Raw genomic sequence first — 22443 nt, forward strand, 5'->3', positions numbered from 1 at the left:
CACACTCCGGCCCGGCGAGTCCCACGTTCACGCCGACGAGTCCCACAGTCACCACCAGCCGACCACACCCGCTGACCTCAAGAACCTCACCAGCCACACCGACACCACTGAGGCGTCGCGGACCCACCCCAACCGGCCTTCAGAATCCCTTCCCCACGCCACCCGCCCCGCGTCCCTGCCGCGGTAAAACGGAGCCAGTCCACATCACCCAGCACCTACTGAGGCGTCGCGGACCCACACATACGACACAAGAGCCACAAAAGTGCCCTGCTTGAGACTTCAACGAGGGCACAAAAGTGCAAAAGTGCCTAGTCGCCGCGGACGGTGCGTTCGAGGAGGGGGCGAACGCGGGGCGGGATCGGGGTGGACAGGGCGATCGACGTCGACGTGCGCTGGATGTCCGACACCCCGACAACGCTGTCGATCACGCGCTGGAGGTCGTCGTTGTCCCGCGCGACCATGCGCACGAACAGGTCACCCTGGCCGGTGGTCGCGTGGACCTCGCAGACCTCATCGATGGCTTCGAGCGCCGCGGTGACCTCGGCTCGCCGCCCCTGCGCGATCTCGAGCACGGCGAACGCGGTCAGCCCATAGCCCATTGCGGCAATGTCCAGTTCCGGCGGGAAGCCGCCTAGGACGCCCCGCTCAGCGAGCCTGTCCAGCCTGGCCTGCACAGTGCCGCGGGCGACGCCGAGCCTGCGCGCGCACTCGAGCACGCCGAGACGCGGTGAGTCGGTCAGCAGCAGGAGCAACCGCGCGTCGAGCGCGTCCAAGCTCTCCCCTGGCATTGGCGGACCTCCTGCCCAGACCTAAACACATTGTCCAGCCTGACCGACTGAATCCCTACTCCGCTGAACATACTGCCCAGCGTTTTCGACGACTGTTGCTCATCCTGCCCGGCACCCGCATCCTACGGTTATGACGAACACACTGGACTCCGAAACCACCCCTGGTGTTCTCGACGACGTCAGCTACGACCAGCTGCGCCAGCTCGTCGGCCTGGTCGACCACGACGCCTCGACGGACCCGTTCCCGGTCAAGTCGATGGACGCGGTGGTCTTCATCGCGGGCAACGCCACCCAGACCGCCTGGTTCTACCAGGTCGCGTTCGGCATGCGGCTCGTCGCGTACTCCGGTCCGGAGACCGGCGACTTCGAGCGGAAGTCGTTCGTCCTGAAGTCCGGCTCGGCGCGGTTCGTGATCACCGGTGGCGTTCGTCCCGACTCCGAACTGCTCGACCACCACCGCCGGCACGGCGACGGCGTCATCGACCTGGCACTCGAAGTACCCGACGTCGATAAGTGCGTCGCGCACGCGCGGTCCGAGGGCGCGACCATCCTCGAAGAGCCGCACGACATCTCCGACGAGCACGGCACCGTGCGCCGGGCCGCGATCGCGACCTACGGCGAAACCCGCCACTCGCTGATCGACCGGTCGCGCTACACCGGCCCGTACCTCCCCGGCTTCGAAGCCCGCGAGAGCACCATCCAGCGCCCGGAAGGCGCGCCGAAGCGGCTGTTCCAGGCCGTCGACCACTGCGTCGGCAACGTCGAGCTCGGCAAGATGGACTACTGGGTCGACTGGTACCACCGCGTCATGGGCTTCGTGAACATGGCGGAGTTCATCGGCGACGACATCGCGACCGACTATTCGGCGCTGATGAGCAAGGTCGTGTCGAACGGCAACCACCGGGTGAAGTTCCCGCTGAACGAGCCGGCGATCGCGAAGAAGAAGTCGCAGATCGACGAGTACCTCGAGTTCTACGGCGGCGCGGGCTGCCAGCACATCGCGCTGGCCACCAACGACATCATCGGCACTGTCACGGCCATGCGCGCGGCCGGCGTCGAGTTCCTCGACACCCCGGACTCGTACTACGAGGACCCGGAGCTCCGCGCCCGGATCGGCGAAGTCCGCGTGCCGATCGAGACACTGAAGAAGCACAGCATCCTCGTCGACCGCGACGAGGACGGCTACCTGCTGCAGATCTTCACCAAGCCGATCGGCGACCGGCCGACGGTCTTCTACGAGCTCATCGAGCGCCACGGCTCACTCGGCTTCGGCAAGGGCAACTTCAAGGCCCTGTTCCAGGCCATCGAGCGCGAACAGGAGCGCCGCGGCAACCTCTGACGTCCGGGTGTCCAGTGGTTGGTCGGTTGAGGTGGTGGGTTCGGCTTTACTGCAGCAAGGACCGGGGCGAGTGTGACCTGACGTGAAGGCCACCTTCACGGCGTAAAGCGCACTCAACTAGGCCTTCACGAGCCCCAACACGACGTGACCGGCCCTCGACCCCGCTACCAGCACCTGCCCCGGTCCTTGCTGCTCTGCGCAGAACCGAACCACCCTTAAGTCGTGGCCTTGAGAGAACGCCGCAACGTCGCCCCAACGATGTCGGTCAGCTGTCGGGAACGGGCTCTGCGAAGTAACTCCGGAGGTAAGACGAGTAGGGTGATGGTGGCCAGGCCCGCACAAAGCGGTCCGGTGATCGGGGAGAAACCATGGTTTTGGCACACAGTTCGGGTATCGCGCGGCGTATTCGCGCCACTCGGTCCGCCGGTGTGCTTCCCCTGGTCGCCGGGATCGCCTCGGCCGTGGCGCTGACCGGAGCGGCGTTCTACACCGTCGACCAGGCCGGTTGCGGCGACCCCGCCCAGTACATCCGCCATGACAACCACGTTGAGCTCGTCGGCGGTTGTGTGAGCGGCAGTGAACTGCCCGGCACCACCCCCGGGAACACTGCCCAGGTTCAGGTGCCGGGCGACATCCAGCACAGCAACTACCGCCCCTGAGCGGGCTTAGCCGAGCGCGTTCCGCAGGTCGGCGACCAGATCGCGGCCATCCTCGATACCGACCGACAGGCGCAGCAGGTCCGCGGGCACCTGCAGGGTCGAGCCCGCGGTGCTGGCGTGGGTCATCCGCCCGGGGTGCTCGATCAGGGACTCGATCCCGCCCAACGACTCGGCCAGGATGAACAGCTTGGTGCGCGCGGCGACGTCCAGTGCGGCCTGCTCGCCGTCGACGTGACTGAACGAGATCATCCCGCCGAACCGCCGCATCTGCTTCGCCGCGACCTCGTGACCCGGGTGGGTGGACAGGCCCGGGTAGTAGACCTTCGACACCTTGGGGTGCGAGAGCAGGCTCTGGACGACGAGCTCGGCGTTGTCGCTGTGCCGTTCCATCCGCAGCGCGAGCGTCTTGATGCCGCGCAGGGTGAGCCAGGCGTCGAACGGCCCCGGCACCGCGCCGGCGGCGTTGCGGATGTAGAACAGCTCGTCGCGAAGCTCGTCCTCATTGGTCACCACGGCACCGCCGACGACGTCGGAATGCCCGCCGAGGTACTTGGTGGTCGAGTGCAGGACGACGTCCGCGCCCAGGCTCAGCGGGTTCTGCAGGTACGGCGTGGCGAATGTGTTGTCCACGACAAGCCGGGCGCCGACGTCGTGCGCGACTCCCGCCAGCGCGGCGATGTCGGCGATGCCGAGCAGCGGGTTGGTCGGCGACTCGCACCAGATGAGCTTGGTCTCCGGTCGGATCGCCGCCCTGACATCGTCCACTTTGGACAGATCGGCGACGGTGTGCTCGACGCCCCAGAGGCTCATCACCTTGTCGATCAGGCGAAACGTGCCGCCATAGGCGTCGTTTCCGAGGACGAGGTGGTCACCGGGGCGCAGTACCGTCCGCAGCAGCGCGTCGCTCGCGGCCATGCCCGAGGCGAACGCCAGCGTGTGCCGGGCGCCTTCGAGGGACGCGAGCGCGGTCTCCAGAGCTGTCCGGGTGGGGTTGGCGGTGCGGGAGTACTCGTAGTCACCCTCGCGAGTGCCGCCGACACCGTCCTGCGCATACGTCGAGGTCTGGTAAATCGGCACGATGACCGCGCCGGTCCTCGGGTCGGGCGCCTGCCCGGCGTGAATCGCGCGGGTCTCGAAACCAAGCTCGGAGTGATCGTCAACCATATGTACCAGGGTACGACCTGGCGCCCGACTTCCCGACAGGTGGGATCGATCCGGCTCAGCAGGGTGGGGGCAGCGGAGGCGGTGGGGGCGGGTACGCGCCGGGCTGCTGAGGCGGGTATCCCGGAGTCTGGCCCGGCTGCGGGTACCCCTGCCGGGGATAGCCCTGCTGCGGCGTCTGCATCGGGTACGGCTGCTGCATACCCGGCATCGGGATCAGGCCCTTTTTGAGGTCCCGCTTGAATTTCATGTACCACGCCGTCACCGGCAGGACACCAAGCACAATCACCGGAATCGCCATCATGGCGGCGACAGCCACGCCGGTCTCGTTCTTGCTGCTATCGAAGGTGACCTTGAAATAGAGGCCGAACGGAACACCTGTGATCAGCGGGGTGAGCAGTACCGTCAGGATCCACAACGCACCGGAGCCTGCCGTTGACCAATCGTCACCGGGGAAAAGCCCGCGGACGGCCATACGTCTCGGCGGCCGGAGCGCGGTGCCGGAGATATCTGAAGGTCCCCGGGAGAACTGCCAGCACGAACACCAGCAGGGCGCCGCAAAGACCGACAGCCCGGGCAGTCCCCGGCAGGTCGCGGAAGGAGGTGAGGTAGTCGAAGAACGCGCGGTAGCCGTCCGAGTAGCCGAGCACGGGTTCTGCCACGACCGCGGCCACCGCCAGCGCCGAACCGACGATCAGCAGCACGGCTCCCGCCACCCCACGGAAGAGCGTGACGAGCCCACCGACCAACATCACTAACCCGGAACCGGAGTAGAGCCCGAGTTCCGCGAGTACGCCGATCGGCAGCAGGCCGACGCTGAAGCCCGACGGAATGGCGATGAACTGCTCGCTGGGCACGTAAACCAGCGGGAACGTGAGCAGCAGGCCGAGCACGGCGGCCGTGAGCGCGGTGACCCCGTTGGGGCCCCGCGGTCTCGGCGGCTCGTCTCCGGACTGTTCTGCCATCGCTCCCCCATCGACCGGGGCGGAATTCTCCGGGTCACCCTAGCGGGGGATAACCGACTTCGGGAGGGATCGACAGAAGTGGAGAAAAGTAAAGCCCCGGCCCAAAAAAGGCCGGGGCTTTACTGGATCAGACCGTCACCACTGCTGTTGCTGTGGCGGCTGCTCGAAACCGCCACTCGGCGGCCCTTGCTGGCCGAAACCCTGCTGCGGCGGCTGACCGTAGCCACCCTGCTGCTGGCCGGGCTGCGGGAAACCACCGCTGCCCGGGTACTGGCCGCCGGGCTGGCCGTACTGACCGGGCTGCGGCTGGCCGAAGCCCTGCTGCGGCGGCTGGCCGTACTGGCCCGGCTGCGGCGGCTGACCGAAACCTTGCTGCGGCGGCTGGCCGTACTGCTGCGGCTGACCGAAACCACCCGGTTGCTGTCCCGGAGGCGGGAAGCCACCACCGGGCGGAGGACCATAACCGCCGGGCGCCGCGGGCGTAGAGCCCCCGCCGAGACCGACGAACTGCTTGGTCCCGCCCAGCAGCCCGAGCACGCCGACCGCCAGTACGAAGACGCCGGCGATGAGGTAGAAGATCTTCCCGCTGCTGAAGCCGGTGAACGTGGTTCCGTCCGGCAGCGCCGACTTCGACAGACTGTCCGACAGGAGAAGACCGACACCACTCACGAGCAGAAGCACGCCGGCGCTCGCACCGAGCACCGCGGCCAACTTGTTCTTGAGGAAGGTGAAGACAGCCGCCGCGATCGCACCGAGGCCACCGACGAGGGCGACCCAGTAGAACGTCTTGAGCAACCCCGGCGAAATGTACTGACCCGCATCCTTCGCCTGCTGGATCGCGCTGTCGGGCACCGTGGCGATGGCCTGGGAGTAAGTACTGAACTTGCTGTCCGAGATGTCGACGATGAAGAAGACGACGGCGAGGATGCCGAACACCGCGAGCACACCCGCGGCGATCAAGCCGAACAGCTGGTTGTTGGAGCTCGCGGGCGCCGCGGCACCGTAACCGGGCGGCCCGCCGAAGCCGGGCTGCTGGCCGAACGCGCCGGGGTACTGGCCCGGGGCTGGCTGACCGAAGCCCTGCTGCGGCTGGCCGAACGCGCCCTGCTGGCTCTGCGGGTCGAACCCGCCGGGCTGGCCGAAGCCCTGCTGCGGCGGCTGGCCGTACTGACCCGGCTGCCCGAACGCGGCACCCGGGTTGTCCGCCGCACTGGGCGGCGGGGAGTACTGAATGGCTGGCGGCGGCTGCATACCCGGGGGAACCAGCTGCGTGGATTCGGGCCCGGCGGCCTGTGGGCCGCCGACCGGATTCACCAACTGGGTCGCGTTGGGATCACCCGGTGCCGGAGCGTCGCCCGGACGTTGCGGCATGACGACCTGCGTCGGTTCCGCTTCGCCGAATTGGCCGCCCTGGGGGCTGCCGTAGGGCGGTGGCGGCTGCTGACCGGGCTGCACGACCTGGGTCGGTTCCGGCGCGCCGAACGGGTTGTCGTCCTGCGGTTGGGGACCACCCGGGGGGCCCTGCGGTGGCTGCCCGCCACCCCATGGCTGGTTCGGTGGCTGCGGAGCACTCATTTGGGTCTTGAACCCCCTTGACGAAGACATGAAAGGTCTACTCGCGGGACACGCTATCCGATACCGGGCCGAGGCGCTCGTAACGCCCCGGCCCGGTCACACGATGGAATCCGCTATCACGCGGGCATGCGGTCCACTACGGGTCCAAGAAGACGTCAGCGGCCGGCGAGGAAGCCGAGGACGTCGTGCCGGGTGACCACGCCCGCGGGCTTGCCGTCGACGAGCACCAGCGCGCCGTCTGCCTCGGACAACGCCTTCATCGCCGAACTCACCGGCTCCCCGGCGCCGATGGTCGGGAACGGCAGGGACATGTGGTCCTCGAGCCGGTCGGCCAACCCGGCCTTGCCGGTGAACAGCGCGTCCAGCAGGTCCCGCTCGTTGACCGCGCCGACGACCTCGGCCGCCATCACCGGCGGTTCGGCGATGACCACGGGCATCTGGCTGACCCCGAAGTCGCTGAAGATCGCGACCGCGTCGGCCACCGTCTCGCTGGGGTGCGTGTGCACGAGGTCCGGCAGCGAGCCCTTGTTCTTGAGCTTGAGGACATCGCCGACGGTCGCGCCGCTGGAATCCGGCGGAAGGAAGCCGTAGGACGACATCCACGCGTCGTTGAACACCTTGGTGAGGTACCCGCGGCCGCCGTCGGGCAGCAGCACGACGATGACGTCTTCGGGACCGCACCGCTCGGCGAGTTTCAGCGCGGCGGCCACCGCCATCCCGCAGGAGCCACCGACGAGCAGGCCCTCTTCGAGCGCCAGGCGGCGGGTGATGTCGAACGACAGCGCGTCGGAGATCGGGATGATCTCGTCGGCGAGGTCGCGGTCGTAGGTCTCCGGCCAGAAGTCCTCACCGACGCCCTCGACCAGGTACGGCCGCCCGCTGCCGCCGGAGTAGACCGAGCCCTCGGGGTCGGCGCCGACGACCTTGACCCGTCCGTCGCTGACCTCCTTGAGGTAGCGGCCGGTGCCGGAGATCGTGCCGCCGGTGCCGACGCCCGCGACGAAGTGCGTGATCTTGCCGTCGGTCTGCTTCCACAGCTCGGGCCCGGTGCCGCGGTAGTGGCTCTCGGGGTTCTCCGGGTTGGCGTACTGGTTGGGCTTCCACGCGCCGTCGATCTCGCGGACCAGCCGGTCGGACACGTTGTAGTAGGAGTCGGGGTGCTCCGGTGCGACCGCCGTCGGGCAGACGACGACCCGGGCGCCGTAGGCCTTGAGCACGTTCCGCTTGTCCTCGCTGACCTTGTCCGGGCAGACGAACACGCACTTGTACCCCTTGCGCTGGGCGACCATCGCCAGCCCGACCCCGGTGTTGCCCGAGGTCGGCTCCACGATCGTGCCCCCCGGCCGCAGCTCGCCCGACTTCTCGGCGGCTTCGATCATCCGGAGCGCGATGCGGTCCTTGACGCTGCCGCCGGGGTTGAAGTACTCGACCTTGGCCAGGATCAGCGGCCGCAGGCCTTCGTTCACTGAGTTCAGCTTGACCAACGGGGTGTTGCCCACGAGGTCCGCGATGTGCTCGACATAGTCCACACCGACACCTTAACTTGTGTCCACTCGCAGGTCAGGGCTCGTGCGTGTCGCAGCCTGTTCTAACCGGACGCAACACTCACGAGTCCTGGAGAGTGGCCCAGGTCGCGTTCGGGTTTGCGGCGGGCCCGCGGGCGGGCAAGATGGTAAGCAATCGCTTAGCCGACCGGCGCCGACGCCAGATCAGCGAAGATACAAAGGAGTGTCCTTCCATGCCCGAAGCCGTCATCGTCTCCACCGCCCGCTCCCCGATCGGCCGTGCCGGCAAGGGGTCGCTGGTGAGCCTCCGCCCCGACGACCTGGCCGTGCAGATGGTGCGCGCGGCCCTCGACAAGGTCCCCGAACTCGACCCGACGCAGATCGAAGACCTGATGCTGGGCTGCGGTCTGCCCGGCGGCGAATCCGGCTTCAACATGGCCCGCGCGGTCGCCATCGAGCTCGGTTACGACCACCTCCCCGGCTGCACGATCACCCGCTACTGCTCGTCGAGCCTGCAGACCACGAGGATGGCGCTGCACGCGATCAAGGCGGGCGAGGGCGACGTCTTCATCTCCGCCGGCGTCGAGACCGTGTCGCGGTTCGCCAAGGGCAGCTCGGACTCGTGGCCCGACACGCACAACCCGATGTTCGCCGACGCGGAAGCCCGCACCGCCGCGACGGCCGCGTCCGGCGCCGACGGCTGGACGGATCCGCGCGAGAACGGCGACCTGCCGGACGTCTACATCGCGATGGGCCAGACCGCCGAGAACCTCGCGCGGATCAAGAACGTCTCGCGCGAAGAGATGGACGAGTTCGGCGTCCGCTCGCAGAACCTCGCCGAGAAGGCGATCGCGGACGGCTTCTGGGCACAGGACATCACCCCGGTCACGCTGCCGGACGGCACCGTGGTGTCGAAGGACGACGGCCCCCGCGCCGGCGTCACCCTCGAGGGCGTTTCCGGGCTGAAGCCGGTGTTCCGCCCCGACGGCCGGATTACCGCCGGCAACTGCTGCGCGCTCAACGACGGCGCCGCCGCGGTGGTCATCATGTCCGACACCAAGGCCAAGGAGCTCGGCCTCACCCCGCTCGCGCGCGTGGTGTCGACCGGCGTGACCGGCCTTTCGCCGGAGATCATGGGCTACGGCCCGGTCGAAGCGTCACGTCAGGCGCTGAAGCGCGCCGGGCTGTCGATCGGCGACATCGACCTCGTCGAGATCAACGAGGCGTTCGCCGCCCAGGTCATCCCGTCGTACAAAGACCTCGGGATCGACCTCGACAAGCTGAACGTCAACGGCGGCGCGATCGCCGTCGGCCACCCGTTCGGCATGACCGGCGCCCGCATCACCTCGACGCTGATCAACTCGCTGCGCCACCACGACAAGCAGTTCGGCCTCGAGACCATGTGCGTCGGCGGCGGCCAGGGCATGGCGATGGTGTTGGAACGCCTGTCCTGATCCTTGGGACACGCGGTTCACGGACCCCTCGGGGCCACCCTTGTGGCTTTGAACGCCAACGCGGCGGCCGCCATCAGGATGGCCCCGAGGGGTCTTTGGACGTGACGCCCGTTAGTGGATCAGCGTGACCGGGCGCGCGGCCTCGTCGTCGCCGGCGACTTCCGCCGCCGGTTTGCGCCGGGGCAGGAACGCGGCCGGGATGATGCACAACACGAGCAGGACAAGCGCCCAGACGAACGTCGTGCTGAACGAGTCCGCGGCCAGCCCCGCGGCGGCATGCTGGGTGGCGGGGTTCTTGATCGCCAAGGTGGCCGCCACCTGACCCTGGTTGGTGGGGACGCCGAACTTGCCGGCCAGCAGGGCCGCGAGCACGGTCGACAGCACGGCCGAGCCGATGGCGCCGGCGGTCTGCTGGATGATGTTCGTCGCCGTCGACGCCTTGGCCATGTCCTTCACCTGCAGCGCCTGGAGCGCCGCCGAGGTGATCGGCATCATCGTGGCGCCCATGCCGAGCCCCATCACGAACAGCGCGATCAGCAGCTGCCAATACGGGGTGGTGGCGGTGACCTGGGTGAACTCCACGATCCCGACGACGATCGCGACCATGCCGGGCAGCACGATCGCGCGTGCCCCGCTCTTGTCCGCGAACTTGCCCGCCATCGGCATGGTCAGCATCGCGCCGACGCCCTGCGGGACCATCAGCAGCCCGGCGTGCAACGCCGTTTCGCCGCGCACCAGCAGGAAGTACGTCGGCAGCAGCAGCATCGCGCCGAAGAACGCCACGCAGAACAGCGACATCGTCACCATCGCGACGGAGAACGTCCGGTTGCGGAACAACGTCAGGTCGATCAGCGGGTTGTCGACCTTCGACGCCCGGACCAGGAAGCCGATCAGCAGCACGATCCCGGCGAGCGCGGGCACGAGCACGTGAGCGTCGCCGACACCGCCGGCGGACGGGATGTCGGATACGCCGTAGATCAGGGCCGCGAGCCCCGGCGACACCATCAGCATGCCCAGGAAGTCGAACCGCTTGGCGGGTTCGGGCGAGTCCTTCGGCAGCAGCCGCCACGCCAGCGCCATCGTGACGAGCCCGATCGGGACGTTGATGTAGAAGATCCAGCGCCAGCTCACCGCGTCGACGAGCCACCCGCCGAGGATCGGGCCGCAGATGGGACCCAGCAGCATCGGCACGCCGAGCACGGCCATCACCCGGCCGACCCGCTGCGGGCCCGCGGTCCTGGTCAGGATCGTCATCCCGGCCGGCATCAGCATGCCGCCGCCGAAGCCCTGTATCACCCGGAAGATGATCAGGGTTTCGACGTTCCAGGCGAGCCCGGCGAGCATCGAACCGACCAGGAACAGCGCGATCGCGACCATGTAGAGCCGCTTCGTGCCGAACCGGTCCGCCGCCCAGCCCGTGATCGGGATAACCGTGGCCAGTGCCAGCAGATACGCGGTCGCGACCCACTGGATGGTGTCGAACGAGGTCTTGAACTGGATGGTCAACGTCTGCAGCGCGACGTTGACCACCGTCGCGTCGAGGATGGCCATGATCGCGCCGAGCACGACCACGGCAGCCACCTTGTAGACGCCGCTGTCGAGCTTGTCGCTCTCCATCGGCGCCACGGATTCTGTTTGAGCCATACGGATATCACCCCAGCTGCGGACGCGGCGACCCGCACCACGCTTGCGAAAAGTACCGACCCCTCAGTTTTCTATTCAGACAATACCGACGACGAAGTTCCGGTGCCAGCGATTTCGCCGACACCGGAACACTCACGAGCCCTGACCCGGCGGACGCGCCGACACGTTGGTGCTCAGCAAATCCCGTCGGACGGCTTCGGGTTGGCGAGGCCGAAGACCGGCCGCAGCTTGATCCCGACCCAGGTGCCGCCCAGTGCGAAAACGCCCCAGAGCCAGCCGCTGACGTTTCCGGTGGAGATCCCGCCGAGGTAGGCGCCGATATTGCAGCCGTTGGCCAGCCGCGCGCCGATACCCATCATGATCCCGCCGAGTACGGCGGCCAGCGCGGTGCGCCACGGGATGGAGCTGTGGATCTTCCACGCGCCCGCCGCCGCGGCCGCCACCGCCGCACCGATCATGATGCCGATGTCGGTCAGGCTGTTCTTGTCCTTCCAAATGCTGCTGTGCAACGAACTCGCGTTCGCCTTCTGCTGCCAGAACTGCCAGCTTTCCGGGTGCAGACCGAACAGCTGGAGGATCTTCGCGCCCCACAGGCTGAACGCGCTGGTGACTCCCCAGATCCCGCCGGACACCAGGAAGACCGCGCCGGCGAGCGCCCCGATGACCAGCGAACCGACCAGCACCGGCCACGAGCCGCGCACGATGCGGGCGAGCCCGCGCGCGGTCGGGACGGCGTCGACCGGCGGCGGCACCCGACGCTTCTGGACGACCCGCGTCACCGCCACGATCGCGAGCAGCACGACGATGGTGATGGCCCACGAACCGAGCCAGCCGACGTGGTCGGCGAGCAGGATGCCGTTGAACTGCGGCCAGTTGTTCAGCAGCGGGAACGCCCAGGTATAGACCACCGAGCCGACGATGAACCCGCCGAGTGTCAGCACGATCGTCGACTGGCCGGACCCCACCGCGAACAGCGTCCCCGACGCGCACGCGCCGCCGAGCTGCATGCCGATCGCGAACAGCGTGGCGCCGACCAGCAGGGCGAGCCCCAGCGGGTTGGCCACCGGCGCGGGGGTGCTGCCGAACAGCCCGGCGCCGGTGCCGCAGATCAGCGCGATGAGCGTTGCGGCGGTGCCCAGCAGCAGCGTGTGGGCACGGAGCCCCTGCCCGTTCCCGACGGCGATGAGCTGGCGCCACGCCGAGGTGAACCCGAAACGGGAGTGGAACAGCGCGAGCCCGAGCAGTAGCCCCAGGATGAGCAGGACACCGAGCTTGGCGCCGTACGTCGCCCAAACGAACCAGCTCAGCCCCACCGCGAGCACGCTCGCGACAGCCAGGGGCACCACCTTGACCGGGTCCTCCGGTTGCGGTCGCGGCGCCTCGCACGAGGTGGGGAAGGTCAGGAAATTGTTGTCACCGGTACGGGAATCGGTCGACGCGGTCACGGGGGCACTCCAAGGCGTGATCAAGTGGAGCAGGACGCCTCAAATTAGGTCCCGTGACCGGTTCGCCGCGATTCGTCCCACAGAGTGCGACGATCCGATCACTCAGGATGTCTTCGGCGACACCCCGAGCCCTTCCGGCAAGGCGGTCACTTCGGCACCGGCGCGAAGCAGAACGTGGTGGCCGGCTCCGGGTACGCGATCGCGCTTTCCGGGATATCGCAGAGTTTCGCGTCGGCACGACCGGCGACGACCTTGCCGACCGTCACGGTCGCCTTCGGATCGGTGCACGGCACCTTGCTGTAGTTCTTCTGATCCGGGATCGAGAGGCAGTCGCCCTGCTTCGCGTTCAGCATCAGGCAGAACCTGGTCGACGGCGTTTGCAAGGTGAACTCGTCGTAGATCTGATCGCCGGGGCACGGCGCCGAACCGTCGAGCTTCAGCGCGATCTTGACGTTCGCCGCCGGGTCGCCGCAGTCGGCCTTGGCCGGGAACGTCTCCGAGGTGAGCTGCGCGGAGAAGTCCTTGACCTGCAGGCAGTCGCCGACCCCGGAACTCAGCGCCGTGGATTTGTACCCGAAGTACACCAGCGATCCGACGCCAACCAGAAGGACGATCAGGATCGGCAGCCCGATCTTCAGCCACAGCCGCCGCTTCTTCCTCGGCAGTGGCATGGGCGGCGGGCCGTAGCCGATCGGCGCCTGGCCGTACGGCCCCGGCTGCCCGTATTGACCGGGTTGTGCCGGCGGCTCGCCATACGGATTCGGCTGACCGGGCTGCGGGCCATAACCCGGCTGCATCTGTGGTGCGTAGGGATCCGGTTGTCCCTCGGGTCCGGAAGAAGGGGGGACGGTCATGTCTGGCCTCACAAGATTTCAGGAGAGCGGGGCAACCAGCAGGTCAATGACCAGTGGCCGTGAAGCACATCGTCGCGGGCGGCTGCGAGTAGACCACCGGAAGACCGGTGTCCGATCCGCACGCCGACTTGTCCGCGGTTCCTTGGACAACCTTCGTCAGCTTTGCCTGCGCGGTCGGATCAGCGCACGGGACCTTCTCGTAGCCCTTTGACTGACCTGCGTCCGCGGCCAGGTCAGCCAGGCAGTCGCCTTCCTTGGCATTGATGGTCAGGCAGAGCTTGTAGTCGGTACTGCCGCTCACCGAGTACTCGTCGTAGTCGCCGGTCGGGCAGCTCGCGCCGGCGGAATCGAGCCGCACACCGATCTTGACGTTGGCATTCGGCGCGTCGCAGGCGGCCTTGTCCGGCTCCACGCCCTTCTTGAACTCCGGAATCGCGAGGCAGTCGCCCGCCGCGGAACTGTCCGGCGAGGTCTGGTTGTGGATGATCGCGAAAGTCGCGGCGACAGCAGCAATGACCAGGAAGATGCCCAGGCGGATGTAGAGCGCCTTGCTCCTCTTCGGCTTGTACGGCTGCCCCGGAGCGGGAACGTAGTTGCCGGGTTGCCCCGGCGCCTGCCCGTAAACGGGCGGCTGGCCGTACTGGCCCGGCTGTTGGCCGACGAACTGGCCCGGCGCCTGGCCGTAACCCGGCGGCGTCACGGGCGGCGGCCCGTAGGGATCGGGCTGACCCACCGGCGGCAGGCCCCCAGGGACCGGCGGAGGGGGAACGCTCACTGTTTACCTCGCAGAAGTGAAATGGATGTGCTGAGCCCACATCAAACACACCCGGTGACAACCGCGAGGTATTACCCGTCAGAAAGGTGAAAAGAGTTAAGAAAAACAGCGGAGGACGCTCGTATGGTTACCGAGCGTCCTCCGTGACCGCATGTGAAGAAAGACGGAAAGAAACGAACTAACTAGCTTCGCTGCAAGTAAGAGAGCAGCCGCAGGATTTCGAGGTACAGCCAGACGAGCGTGGTCATCAGACCGAACGCCGCGTACCAGGCCCACTTCGCCGGCATGCCCTGCCGGATCATCTTGTCGGCCATGTCGAAGTCGAGCAGGAAGTTGAACGCCGCGATACCGATCACCAGCAGGCTGAACAGGATCGCGATCGTACCGCCGCTGCGGATCCCCATGTCGACGCCGAACATGCTCAGCAGCAGGTTGGCGACCATCAGGATGACGGCACCGGCGGTGGCGCCGATGATCCATTTGGTCAGCTTGGGGGTGACCTTGACCGCGCCGGTCTTGTAGACCACCAGCATCGCGACAAACACGCCCGCGGTGCCGATCAACGCCTGCAGCGCGATCCCGCTGCCGAACGCGACCTGGAACACCCCGGTGATCGCCCCGAGGAAGACACCCTCGACCGCGGAGTACGCCAGCGTGAGCGGGCCGCTCGGGAGCTGCTTGAAGATGATGACGAGCGAGATCACCAGGCCGACCAGCATGCTGCCGATCAGGACGCCGTACAGCGGCCCCGCGGAACCGCCGCCGGTGATCTGCACCCGGGCCCAGATCGCGGTCAGCACGCCGGTGAGGAGCGCGACCCCGATGCTCAGCCCGGTCTTGACCACGACGTCGTCGACCGTCATCGGCCGATCGGCGGTGGGCGTCCGCTGGTCGTAACCCGGCTGCCCGTAGCCGGACTGGTTGAAACCTACGTTCTGGCCGTATGCCGCATTGCCACGTGGCAAGTTGCGGAACGCCGGATTACTTGTGGAACGCACCTGATCCTCCTGGATCTACTGGCACCTGCATCGGGTCCAACGACCGTGACCGCCGGTCGGTTCCCGTCGGGTAAAGGAAACTTTACCTAATCCGCCGCCCAGCCATGGGACGGCGGCCCTCCGGCCCCACCGTATGCCCTCGCCCACCCGGCAGTGTGAGGACTGCCACGACCGTTCGTCGATCAGGCACGGACGCCCTCTTGCCAACCAAGCCGCTGACCAGGCACGCTCACGAGGCGTGATCAGAGGGTCACCGGAAGGCGTGTCGGGGAGCCAATCGTTCGTGTGAGAAACCTCCATAACTGCGGGCGGCAGCTCACGCGACCCAAGGAGTCAGCACACCATGAGGTGGACTAATGAAATCCGTTCGTGCGGTAGCCGGGGCGCTCGCCGTCGTGCTGGTCGGCACCTTCTCGCTGATCGCCGCCCAGCCCGCGAGCGCGGCCTCTCAACAGGGCATCGGGCGATCGGTGAGCCCTGGCCAGCCGTACAGCGGCAGGGCGAGGTCGGGCGACTGGCTCGGTTCGTACGTCGTCGGCGGCCAGCAGGTCTTCTGCGTGAGCTTTGAGCTCAAGGCGCCGGACACGGACCAGAAGTACCACGTCGGCGAAGTGTTGCTGACCAAGTGGGGAGACGCGCTGCCGTCGGACATCGCGGCGAACATCTCCTACCTTCTCCTGCGCTACGGCGGCACCACCGACCCGGACGAAGCAGCCGCCCTCGCGCACCTGCTGCACTCCTGGACGGCCGCACCGCGCGACGGCCACGACGACCTCAACCCGAGCAAGAACTCGTCCGAGATCGGCTACGACGCGCCGACCCACCTCAGCGAGCTGCCCGCCGCGGCCCGGCAGGACGTCGACAAACTGACGAAGGACGCCGAGGCCAACCGCGGCCCCTGGACCACGTCGATCACCCCGCCGACCGCTGACCAGACGATCGGCACGACGTCGGAGTGGAAGATCAGCGTCAAGAACGCCAACGGCAAGGGCATGTCCGGCATCCCCGTGACGCTCAAAGCCACCGAAGCGACGCTCGACGGCAGCAAGAACACCGTCACGACCGGCGCCGACGGCACGGCCACCGCCATGCTGACCCCGACCGACGCGAAGCCGGCGCTCGGCAGCACGGTGTCGGCCCCGGCGGACAAGCCGTACGTCCGGATTCCGGACGTCGCCGCCGACAACACCCAGCACGTCGTGTCGACCGGCGGCGAGAAGCAGCTGACCGCGCAGGGCACCGCCAAGGCGTCGACCAAACCGGGCAAGGTCTCGGTCACCAAGACCGATGCGAAGACCGGCAAGGGCATCTCCGGGGTCGCCCTGCGGATCACCGGCAAGGACAAGGCCGCCGCGGCCGCGGGCCAGGACGGCAAGCCGCTGGTCGGCGCCGACGGAAAGCCTGCGGTAGTCACCACTGCCGGTGACAGCGGCACAGTCACCGTGGACAACCTGCGGACCCCGCAGGACATCTGCGTGGTCGAGGTCAGCCCCGCCCCCGGCTACGGCAACGCGTTCGATCCAGGGAACCCGCCGTCCGCGTGCGGCACGATCAAGCCGGGTGAAACGCTCGCGCTGGAACTCAAGAACGCGCCCAACAGCGTGCCCCACGCCATCGCCGCGGGCGGACCCCCGGTTATCCAGGCCCGCGGTGACGTCGTGTCGAACCCGTCGGCAGGCGGCCTCGCCGGGCTCGCCGCGCTCGCGCTGCTCGGGTCCGGGCTGGTCGGACTGGTGGCCCGGGTGCGGTTCGGGAAGCGATAGGGACGAGCAGGGATGACTTCGCAAGCCCGCCGCGGGCGCCACCTCTTCCTGGGCGCTTTTTTCCTGGGCGTGGCCAGCCTGCTGGTCGTCGAACTGGTGGCCGTCGGCGTGTCCCGGTGGTCGCCGTCCACGACCGTGGCCGGCGTCGCGCATCCCGTGTCCGCGGCGGCGGCGGCGGTGGCCGAACCGGCCCGCGCCCCAGCGCCTGCGGCCGTACCGACCCCGACGTCAACGCGCTCGCCACCACCAGCGGCGGCCGTCATTCCGGCCCCGCCACCGGGCCCGCAACCGCGTGGCTCGATCCGGCTGCCGGACGGCGGAACGGCCACCCTGGTGCGGAAGGAACTCGGCCCGGACGGCGCGCTGCCGGTGCCGGACGACCTCGGCCAAGCCGCCGAATGGGGCGCGGTCCTCGGCGCGGCCAACGGCGCCAGCGTGTTCGCCGGGCACGTGAACTGGGGCGGCGCGACCGGCCCGTTCGCCGAGCTTTGGAGCGCGCGGATCGACGCGCCGGTCACCATCGTCGACGCCGGCGGCAAGACCTGGACCTACCACGTCACGCAGCTGTTCACCGTGCGCAAGGACGACCTGCCCCGCCGCGCCGACGAGCTGTTCGGCCAGCAGGGCGCGCACCGGGTCGTGCTGGTGACCTGCGGCGGCGAGTGGATCGGCGGTGTCACCGGTTACGACGAGAACCGGGTCGTCATAGCCGAACAAGTTCCCTGAGAACCCACGGGTAATAACGCACACGCACTGTGGTCAGGGCAGCTGCCATGCAGCAGAATGCCCATGACGCATGCCGCAACGAAGGGCGAAACCATGGCCACCTTTTTCGTGACCGGGGCGACCGGATTGATCGGTCGCCAATTCACCCAGCTGTTGCTCACCAAGGACGACACCGAACACGTCTCGCTGCTCGTCCGCGACTCGTCGACGGCGAAGCTGGCGGCGCTCGTCAACTCCTGGCCGCACCCGGAACGCGTGCGGCTCGTCGTCGGCGACCTGTCGGCCGACGGGCTCGGCGTGGCCGAGGACGTCCGGTCCGAACTGCGAGGGAACGTCGACCACGTCGTCCACCTCGCCGCGCTCTACGACCTGACCGCCGACGACGAGACCAGCATCAAGGCCAACGTCGAGGGCACGCAGCACGTCGTCGAACTGGCCGCGGACCTGCGCGCGGGCTGCCTGCACCACATCTCCTCCGTCGTCGTCTCCGGTGACCACGAGGGCATGTTCACCGAGGACATGTTCGATGTCGGCCAGCGGCTGGTCACGCCGTACCACCGCACCAAGTTCGAGGCCGAGAAGCTGGTCCGCGAGCAGAGTGACGTCCCGTGGCGGATCTACCGCCCGGCTGTCGTCGTCGGGAACTCCGAGACCGGCGAGATGGACAAGATCGACGGCCCGTACTACCTGTTCCCGGCGATCAGCAGGCTGGGCTCGGTCCCGAACGTGCCGATCGTCGGCCCCGACCTCGGCGACACGAACATCGTCCCGGTGGACTACGTCGCGAAGTCACTGCTCGCGCTGGTCACCGCCCCTGGCCTCGACGGGCGCGCGTTCCACCTGGTCAGCCCGGAGCCGCAGTCGGTCACCTCGGTGTACAACGCCTTCGCGAAAGCCGCCGGCGCGCCGACGATCACCGCCGAGCTGAACGAGGGCGTGTCCAAGGGCATCGTGTCGCTGGTCAAGCTCAGCGAGCACATCCCCGGATTCACCATCGCGCGCGACGCGGTGATGGAACGCCTCGGGATTCCACCCGTCCTGCTCGAAACCATGTCGTTCGAGTCGGTCTACTCGTCGGCGTCGACGCGCAAGGCGCTGGCCGGTTCCGGGATCGAGGTCCCCCGGCTGGAGGACTACGCGGCCACGCTGTGGCGCTACTGGCGCGAGCACCTCGACCCGTTCCGCGCCCGTAAGCACGGCCCGCGCGGCAACCTCGACGGGCGCCGCGTGATCATCACCGGCGCGTCCTCGGGCATCGGGCGCGCGACGGCGTTGAAGGTCGCCGCCGAGGGCGGGATCCCGCTGCTCGTGGCCCGGCGTCAGCACGAGCTCGAAGAGGTCCGCGACGAGATCATCGCCGCCGGCGGGACGGCGTCGGTGTACCCGGCCGACCTGACCGACGAGGAGTCGGTGCACAAGGCCGTCGACGCGATGCTCGCCGAGCACGGCCGGATCGACATGCTGGTCAACAACGCCGGCCGCTCGATCCGCCGGTCGATCAGGCTGTCGTATGACCGCTTCCACGACTACGAGCGCGCGATGGCGATCAACTACTTCGGCGCGGTCCGGCTGATCCTCGCGGTGCTGCCGCATATGTCCGAGCGCAAGTTCGGGCACATCGTGAACGTGTCGTCGATCGGCGTGCAGGGCATCGCGCCGCGCTTCTCGGCCTACGCGGCCTCGAAAGCGGCGCTGGACTACTTCTCGCGCATCGCCGCCACTGAGACCCACGGCGACGGGATCACCTTCACCACGATCCACATGCCGCTGGTGCGCACGCCGATGATCCGGCCGACCAAGATCTACGACGCGTTCCCGACGAAGTCGCCGGACCAGGCCGCCGACATGGTGATGAAGGCGTTGAAGGAACGCCCGAAGCACATCGGCACGCCGGCCGGCCAGGCGATCGGGCTCGCGTACACGCTGCTGCCGGGCGTGACGGATGCCATCGCATACCAGGGTTTCCGGGTTTTCCCGGATTCCGCGGCGGCCGGGGGCAGCGGCGGCCTGAAGATCGGCAAGGGCGAGCAGCACCTCTCGCGCGCGGCCACCACACTGGCCAAGCTGAGCCGCGGGTTCCACTGGTAGGCCAGTAACGCTCCGCGATCATCGCGCACCCACTGGGCGGAGAAACGCCCAGTGGGTGAAAACACGGCGGTAATTAACCAAGCCTGACACTGACGACACGGTGTGCGCAGGTACCGTCGGCCCCATGGTTCCCGAGCGAGACAACGGCCTGCTGCCCCTGCGCCGCGAGTACGCCCAGGTATGGCATGGATTCGACCGCAACGAGGTGCGCCAGTACCTCGATCACCTCGAAGCGCACGTGCGGCGGGTCATGACCGATCGCGACGCCGCCATGGCGCAGGCGAGCGCGCTGGCGCGGGAACTGGAAGCCGAGCGGCGTGAAGTCGTGAAGATGCATGCGCGCGTCGAGGAGCTGAAGAAGCCGCCAGAACGGCTCGAGGATCTCGACGAGCGGATGCAGCGGACGGCCACGCTCGCGAACGCGCGCGCCGAGGAGATCACCTCCCGCGCGCAGGTCGCCGCCGAGAAGCACTGGAGCGAGTCGACGGAGGTGTCGACCAAGCTGCGCGAGCGGTACCAGAAGCTGATCGACGACCTGGACGTCCAGGCCGAGGCGCTGCACGCCGAGCACGAGAACGCGCTGACGTCCACGCGCGCCGAGGTCAGCAAGCTGACCGTCGAGGCGGCCACCCGGCGCGAGCAGATGGACGCCGAAGCCGAGCGCAAGCGGCGGAACATCGAGCGCGAGTTCGAGTCGTCGATGGCGGCTCAGCGCGCGTCACTGGAGAAGCACATCGCCGACCAGAGCACGGCCAGCAAGAACCAGGCCGAGCGGCGGATCGCCGAGGCGACCGCGGAGGCGAAGCGGCGCTTGGACGAGGCCACCGCGGAAGCCAAGCGCCGGCTCGACGAGGCCACCACCACCGCTGCCCAGCGGACCACCGCCGCGCAGCGGAAGGTCGAGCGGCTCGACGAGATCCGTGAGCAGGCGCGGGCGAGCCTGCGCGCCGCGGACGAGGTGCTCAAGCGCAGCGAAGCCGCGATGGTGCAGCTGAAGGACGAGGCCGTGATCCCAGCCGCCTCGAAGCTCGTCGGTGATGCCCCCGCGGCGTCCCCCACGCCTTCGCCCGCTCCGGCTCCCGCTGCCACGAACGGCCACAAGCCGTCTCCGGCCCCCGCCACTTCGTAACCCGCGCCGCTTCGTAACCCGCTCCGCAGGCTCCGCGGCGTTCCCTCGGGGCCATTCTGATGGCGGCGGCCGCCGCGTTGGTGTTGAACGCCGATGCCTGGAGCTTAAGGGGGGTTGGGGTAGTCGGTTCTGTCCAAAGCAGCAAGGACCGAAGGCACCCTCGGCAGGGCAGAGACGTCGTCAAGGTCTAGTTGAGTACGCCTTACGCCGTGAAGGTGGCCTTCACGTCACGTCACAACACCGTCCGGGGCCAGGGGTTGGCGCGCTCGAGTTGGGCGGCGACGGCGAGGAGGCGGGCTTCGCCGCCCGGCGCGGCGATCAGCTGGACGCTCGTCGGCAGGCCGGACGCCGTCCGCCCGACCGGCACCGACATCGCGGGGTACCCGGCCAGGTTCCACAACCCGGTGAACCCGGCGACGCGCCCCGAGGGCACGGCGTTGGCCAGCCAGCGGCGCTCGTGCCAGCGTTTGGCCTTGGGCGGCAACGTTGCGAGCGTCGGCGTGACCAGCACGTCGTGCTCGGCGAAAAACGCTTCCGCACGCCGGATCCAGTTCTGCTTGGTACGTTCCCGGACCAGCCCGAGCCGCCGGACCAGCTTTCCGACGCGTACATGCGCTTTCGTGCGCGGTTGCAGGAGCGCGAAGTCGAAGTCCTCAGCCTGCTCGGCGGGTCCGGCGAACCAGCGCGCCACGATGCCGCCGACAGCCGCGACACCGTAGTTCGGAGTGGCTTCTTCGACGTCGTGACCGGCGACGACGAGCAACTCCGCGACGAGATCGACCGCGGCCGTGAGCTCCTTCGGGACGGGCGCCTTGGTCGGCAACACGGTGGAAAACGCGACGCGCAGGTTGCCCGGGTCGACGATGTCCGCGAGGTCCGGCCGTTCCGCGAGGACGGCCAGCAACAGCGCCGCGTCCGCCACGGTCGTCGCGAGCGAGCCGTGGGTCGACATCCCGAACCAGCCCTCGGCGCCGGGTTCCTTGACCACGCCGGCGCCGGGTTTGATGCCGACGAGACCGCACATCGCGGCCGGCAGCCGGACCGAGCCGAGGCCGTCCGTGCCGTGGGCCACCGGGACCAGCGCGGCGGCGACGGCGGCCGCGCTGCCACCCGACGACCCGCCGGCGACGTACGTGGGCTCCCAGGGGTTGCGGGCGATGCCCTCAGGCGTGTCGCTCATCGGCCAGACGCACAGCTCCGGCACGCGGGTGAGCCCGACGATCACCGCGCCCGCGGCACGCAGGCGTCGGGCGATCTCGCCGTCTTCCGCCGCGTTCGAGCGCGATCCGGCATGAGAACCCCATTCGGCGAACTCGCCGGCGATGTCGGTGACATCCTTGACGGCGACGGGCACACCGGCCAACGGCAACTCGGCGAGATCAGGCCGTTCGGCGACCTGGTGCGCCTCAGCCAGCGCCTCGGCTTCGCGAACGCGCCGGAACGCGCCGACCACCCCGTCCGCGGCCGCTATTCGGGCGAGCGCGTCCTTGGTCACCTGGACCGGGTCCAGCTCCCCCGCGCGCACCGCTTTCGCCAGTTCCACCGCCGTCAGCACCATGGTCGAACTCTAGTGTC

At 68.4% G+C, this 22443-nt stretch carries 19 protein-coding genes; 7 read left to right on the forward strand and 12 right to left on the reverse strand.

Annotated features, from left to right (window positions below):
- Positions 1-308: 308 nt before the first annotated feature.
- Positions 309-788: an Lrp/AsnC family transcriptional regulator gene (locus JWQ81_RS08145; RefSeq protein ID WP_297539223.1), complete on the reverse strand. Its 480-nt coding sequence runs from the start codon at positions 786-788 to the stop codon at positions 309-311.
- A gap of 130 nt (positions 789-918) precedes the next feature.
- Between JWQ81_RS08145 and hppD the strand changes: the two genes are divergently transcribed.
- Both hppD and JWQ81_RS08155 read left to right on the forward strand, forming a co-directional pair.
- Entirely contained in the window at positions 919-2127 is a 1209-nt protein-coding gene (gene hppD, locus JWQ81_RS08150; protein ID WP_297539226.1) for a 4-hydroxyphenylpyruvate dioxygenase, read from the forward strand.
- Positions 2128-2495: 368 nt separating this feature from the next.
- The gene (locus JWQ81_RS08155; RefSeq protein ID WP_297539228.1) at positions 2496-2786 is read left to right on the forward strand and encodes a hypothetical protein; all 291 of its coding nucleotides are present in this window, start codon (positions 2496-2498) and stop codon (positions 2784-2786) included.
- Between the two features lie 6 nt (positions 2787-2792).
- Here the strand turns inward: JWQ81_RS08155 and JWQ81_RS08160 are convergent, their stop codons facing one another.
- The 5 genes from JWQ81_RS08160 to JWQ81_RS08180 all read right to left on the reverse strand — a co-directional run bounded on the left by JWQ81_RS08160 (position 2793) and on the right by JWQ81_RS08180 (position 8016).
- Positions 2793-3950 (reverse strand): cystathionine gamma-synthase, encoded by a 1158-nt coding sequence (locus JWQ81_RS08160; RefSeq protein WP_297539230.1) that lies wholly within the window; start codon positions 3948-3950, stop codon positions 2793-2795.
- Between the two features lie 55 nt (positions 3951-4005).
- The gene (locus JWQ81_RS08165; RefSeq protein ID WP_297539232.1) at positions 4006-4365 is read right to left on the reverse strand and encodes a hypothetical protein; all 360 of its coding nucleotides are present in this window, start codon (positions 4363-4365) and stop codon (positions 4006-4008) included.
- Between the two features lie 28 nt (positions 4366-4393).
- A complete protein-coding gene (locus tag JWQ81_RS08170; RefSeq protein WP_297539235.1) occupies positions 4394-4912 on the reverse strand; it encodes a hypothetical protein in 519 nt (172 codons plus the stop codon).
- A gap of 135 nt (positions 4913-5047) precedes the next feature.
- On the reverse strand, positions 5048-6487 hold the full coding sequence (locus tag JWQ81_RS08175) for a hypothetical protein (RefSeq protein WP_297539236.1): 1440 nt from the start codon (positions 6485-6487) through the stop codon (positions 5048-5050).
- Positions 6488-6642: 155 nt separating this feature from the next.
- Positions 6643-8016, reverse strand: coding sequence for a cystathionine beta-synthase (locus tag JWQ81_RS08180; protein ID WP_297539237.1), 1374 nt, complete (start codon positions 8014-8016; stop codon positions 6643-6645).
- Positions 8017-8225: 209 nt separating this feature from the next.
- Here JWQ81_RS08180 and JWQ81_RS08185 point away from each other — a divergent pair, with 209 nt between their 5' ends.
- The gene (locus JWQ81_RS08185; protein ID WP_297539239.1) at positions 8226-9446 is read left to right on the forward strand and encodes an acetyl-CoA C-acetyltransferase; all 1221 of its coding nucleotides are present in this window, start codon (positions 8226-8228) and stop codon (positions 9444-9446) included.
- Between the two features lie 111 nt (positions 9447-9557).
- On the opposite strand, the gene JWQ81_RS08190 is transcribed toward JWQ81_RS08185, so the two are convergent.
- The 5 genes from JWQ81_RS08190 to JWQ81_RS08210 form a co-directional block, all read right to left on the reverse strand.
- On the reverse strand, positions 9558-11090 hold the full coding sequence (locus JWQ81_RS08190; RefSeq protein WP_297539241.1) for a DHA2 family efflux MFS transporter permease subunit: 1533 nt from the start codon (positions 11088-11090) through the stop codon (positions 9558-9560).
- 173 nt (positions 11091-11263) lie between these two features.
- Entirely contained in the window at positions 11264-12535 is a 1272-nt protein-coding gene (locus JWQ81_RS08195; protein WP_297539243.1) for a YeeE/YedE family protein, read from the reverse strand.
- 146 nt (positions 12536-12681) lie between these two features.
- Complete coding sequence (locus JWQ81_RS08200; protein ID WP_297539245.1) at positions 12682-13332, reverse strand: hypothetical protein; 651 nt, start codon at positions 13330-13332, stop codon at positions 12682-12684.
- 100 nt (positions 13333-13432) lie between these two features.
- On the reverse strand, positions 13433-14164 hold the full coding sequence (locus tag JWQ81_RS08205) for a hypothetical protein (protein WP_297539247.1): 732 nt from the start codon (positions 14162-14164) through the stop codon (positions 13433-13435).
- A 182-nt stretch (positions 14165-14346) separates the two neighbouring features.
- Entirely contained in the window at positions 14347-15162 is an 816-nt protein-coding gene (locus JWQ81_RS08210) for a Bax inhibitor-1/YccA family protein (RefSeq protein ID WP_297539249.1), read from the reverse strand.
- Positions 15163-15518: 356 nt separating this feature from the next.
- Between JWQ81_RS08210 and JWQ81_RS08215 the strand changes: the two genes are divergently transcribed.
- The 4 genes from JWQ81_RS08215 (at position 15519) to JWQ81_RS08230 (ending at position 20868) form a co-directional block, all read left to right on the forward strand.
- Entirely contained in the window at positions 15519-16925 is a 1407-nt protein-coding gene (locus tag JWQ81_RS08215; RefSeq protein ID WP_297539251.1) for a hypothetical protein, read from the forward strand.
- A 12-nt stretch (positions 16926-16937) separates the two neighbouring features.
- On the forward strand, positions 16938-17651 hold the full coding sequence (locus JWQ81_RS08220; RefSeq protein WP_297539253.1) for a class F sortase: 714 nt from the start codon (positions 16938-16940) through the stop codon (positions 17649-17651).
- Between the two features lie 93 nt (positions 17652-17744).
- Complete coding sequence (locus tag JWQ81_RS08225; protein ID WP_297539255.1) at positions 17745-19739, forward strand: SDR family oxidoreductase; 1995 nt, start codon at positions 17745-17747, stop codon at positions 19737-19739.
- Positions 19740-19863: 124 nt separating this feature from the next.
- Positions 19864-20868 (forward strand): cell division protein DivIVA, encoded by a 1005-nt coding sequence (locus tag JWQ81_RS08230; RefSeq protein WP_297539257.1) that lies wholly within the window; start codon positions 19864-19866, stop codon positions 20866-20868.
- A 232-nt stretch (positions 20869-21100) separates the two neighbouring features.
- Here JWQ81_RS08230 and JWQ81_RS08235 read toward each other — a convergent pair whose 3' ends face one another.
- Complete coding sequence (locus JWQ81_RS08235; RefSeq protein WP_297539259.1) at positions 21101-22426, reverse strand: amidase; 1326 nt, start codon at positions 22424-22426, stop codon at positions 21101-21103.
- Between the last annotated feature and the right edge of the window lie 17 nt (positions 22427-22443).

This window comes from Amycolatopsis sp. (assembly GCF_025464955.1).
Classification (GTDB): domain Bacteria; phylum Actinomycetota; class Actinomycetes; order Mycobacteriales; family Pseudonocardiaceae; genus Amycolatopsis.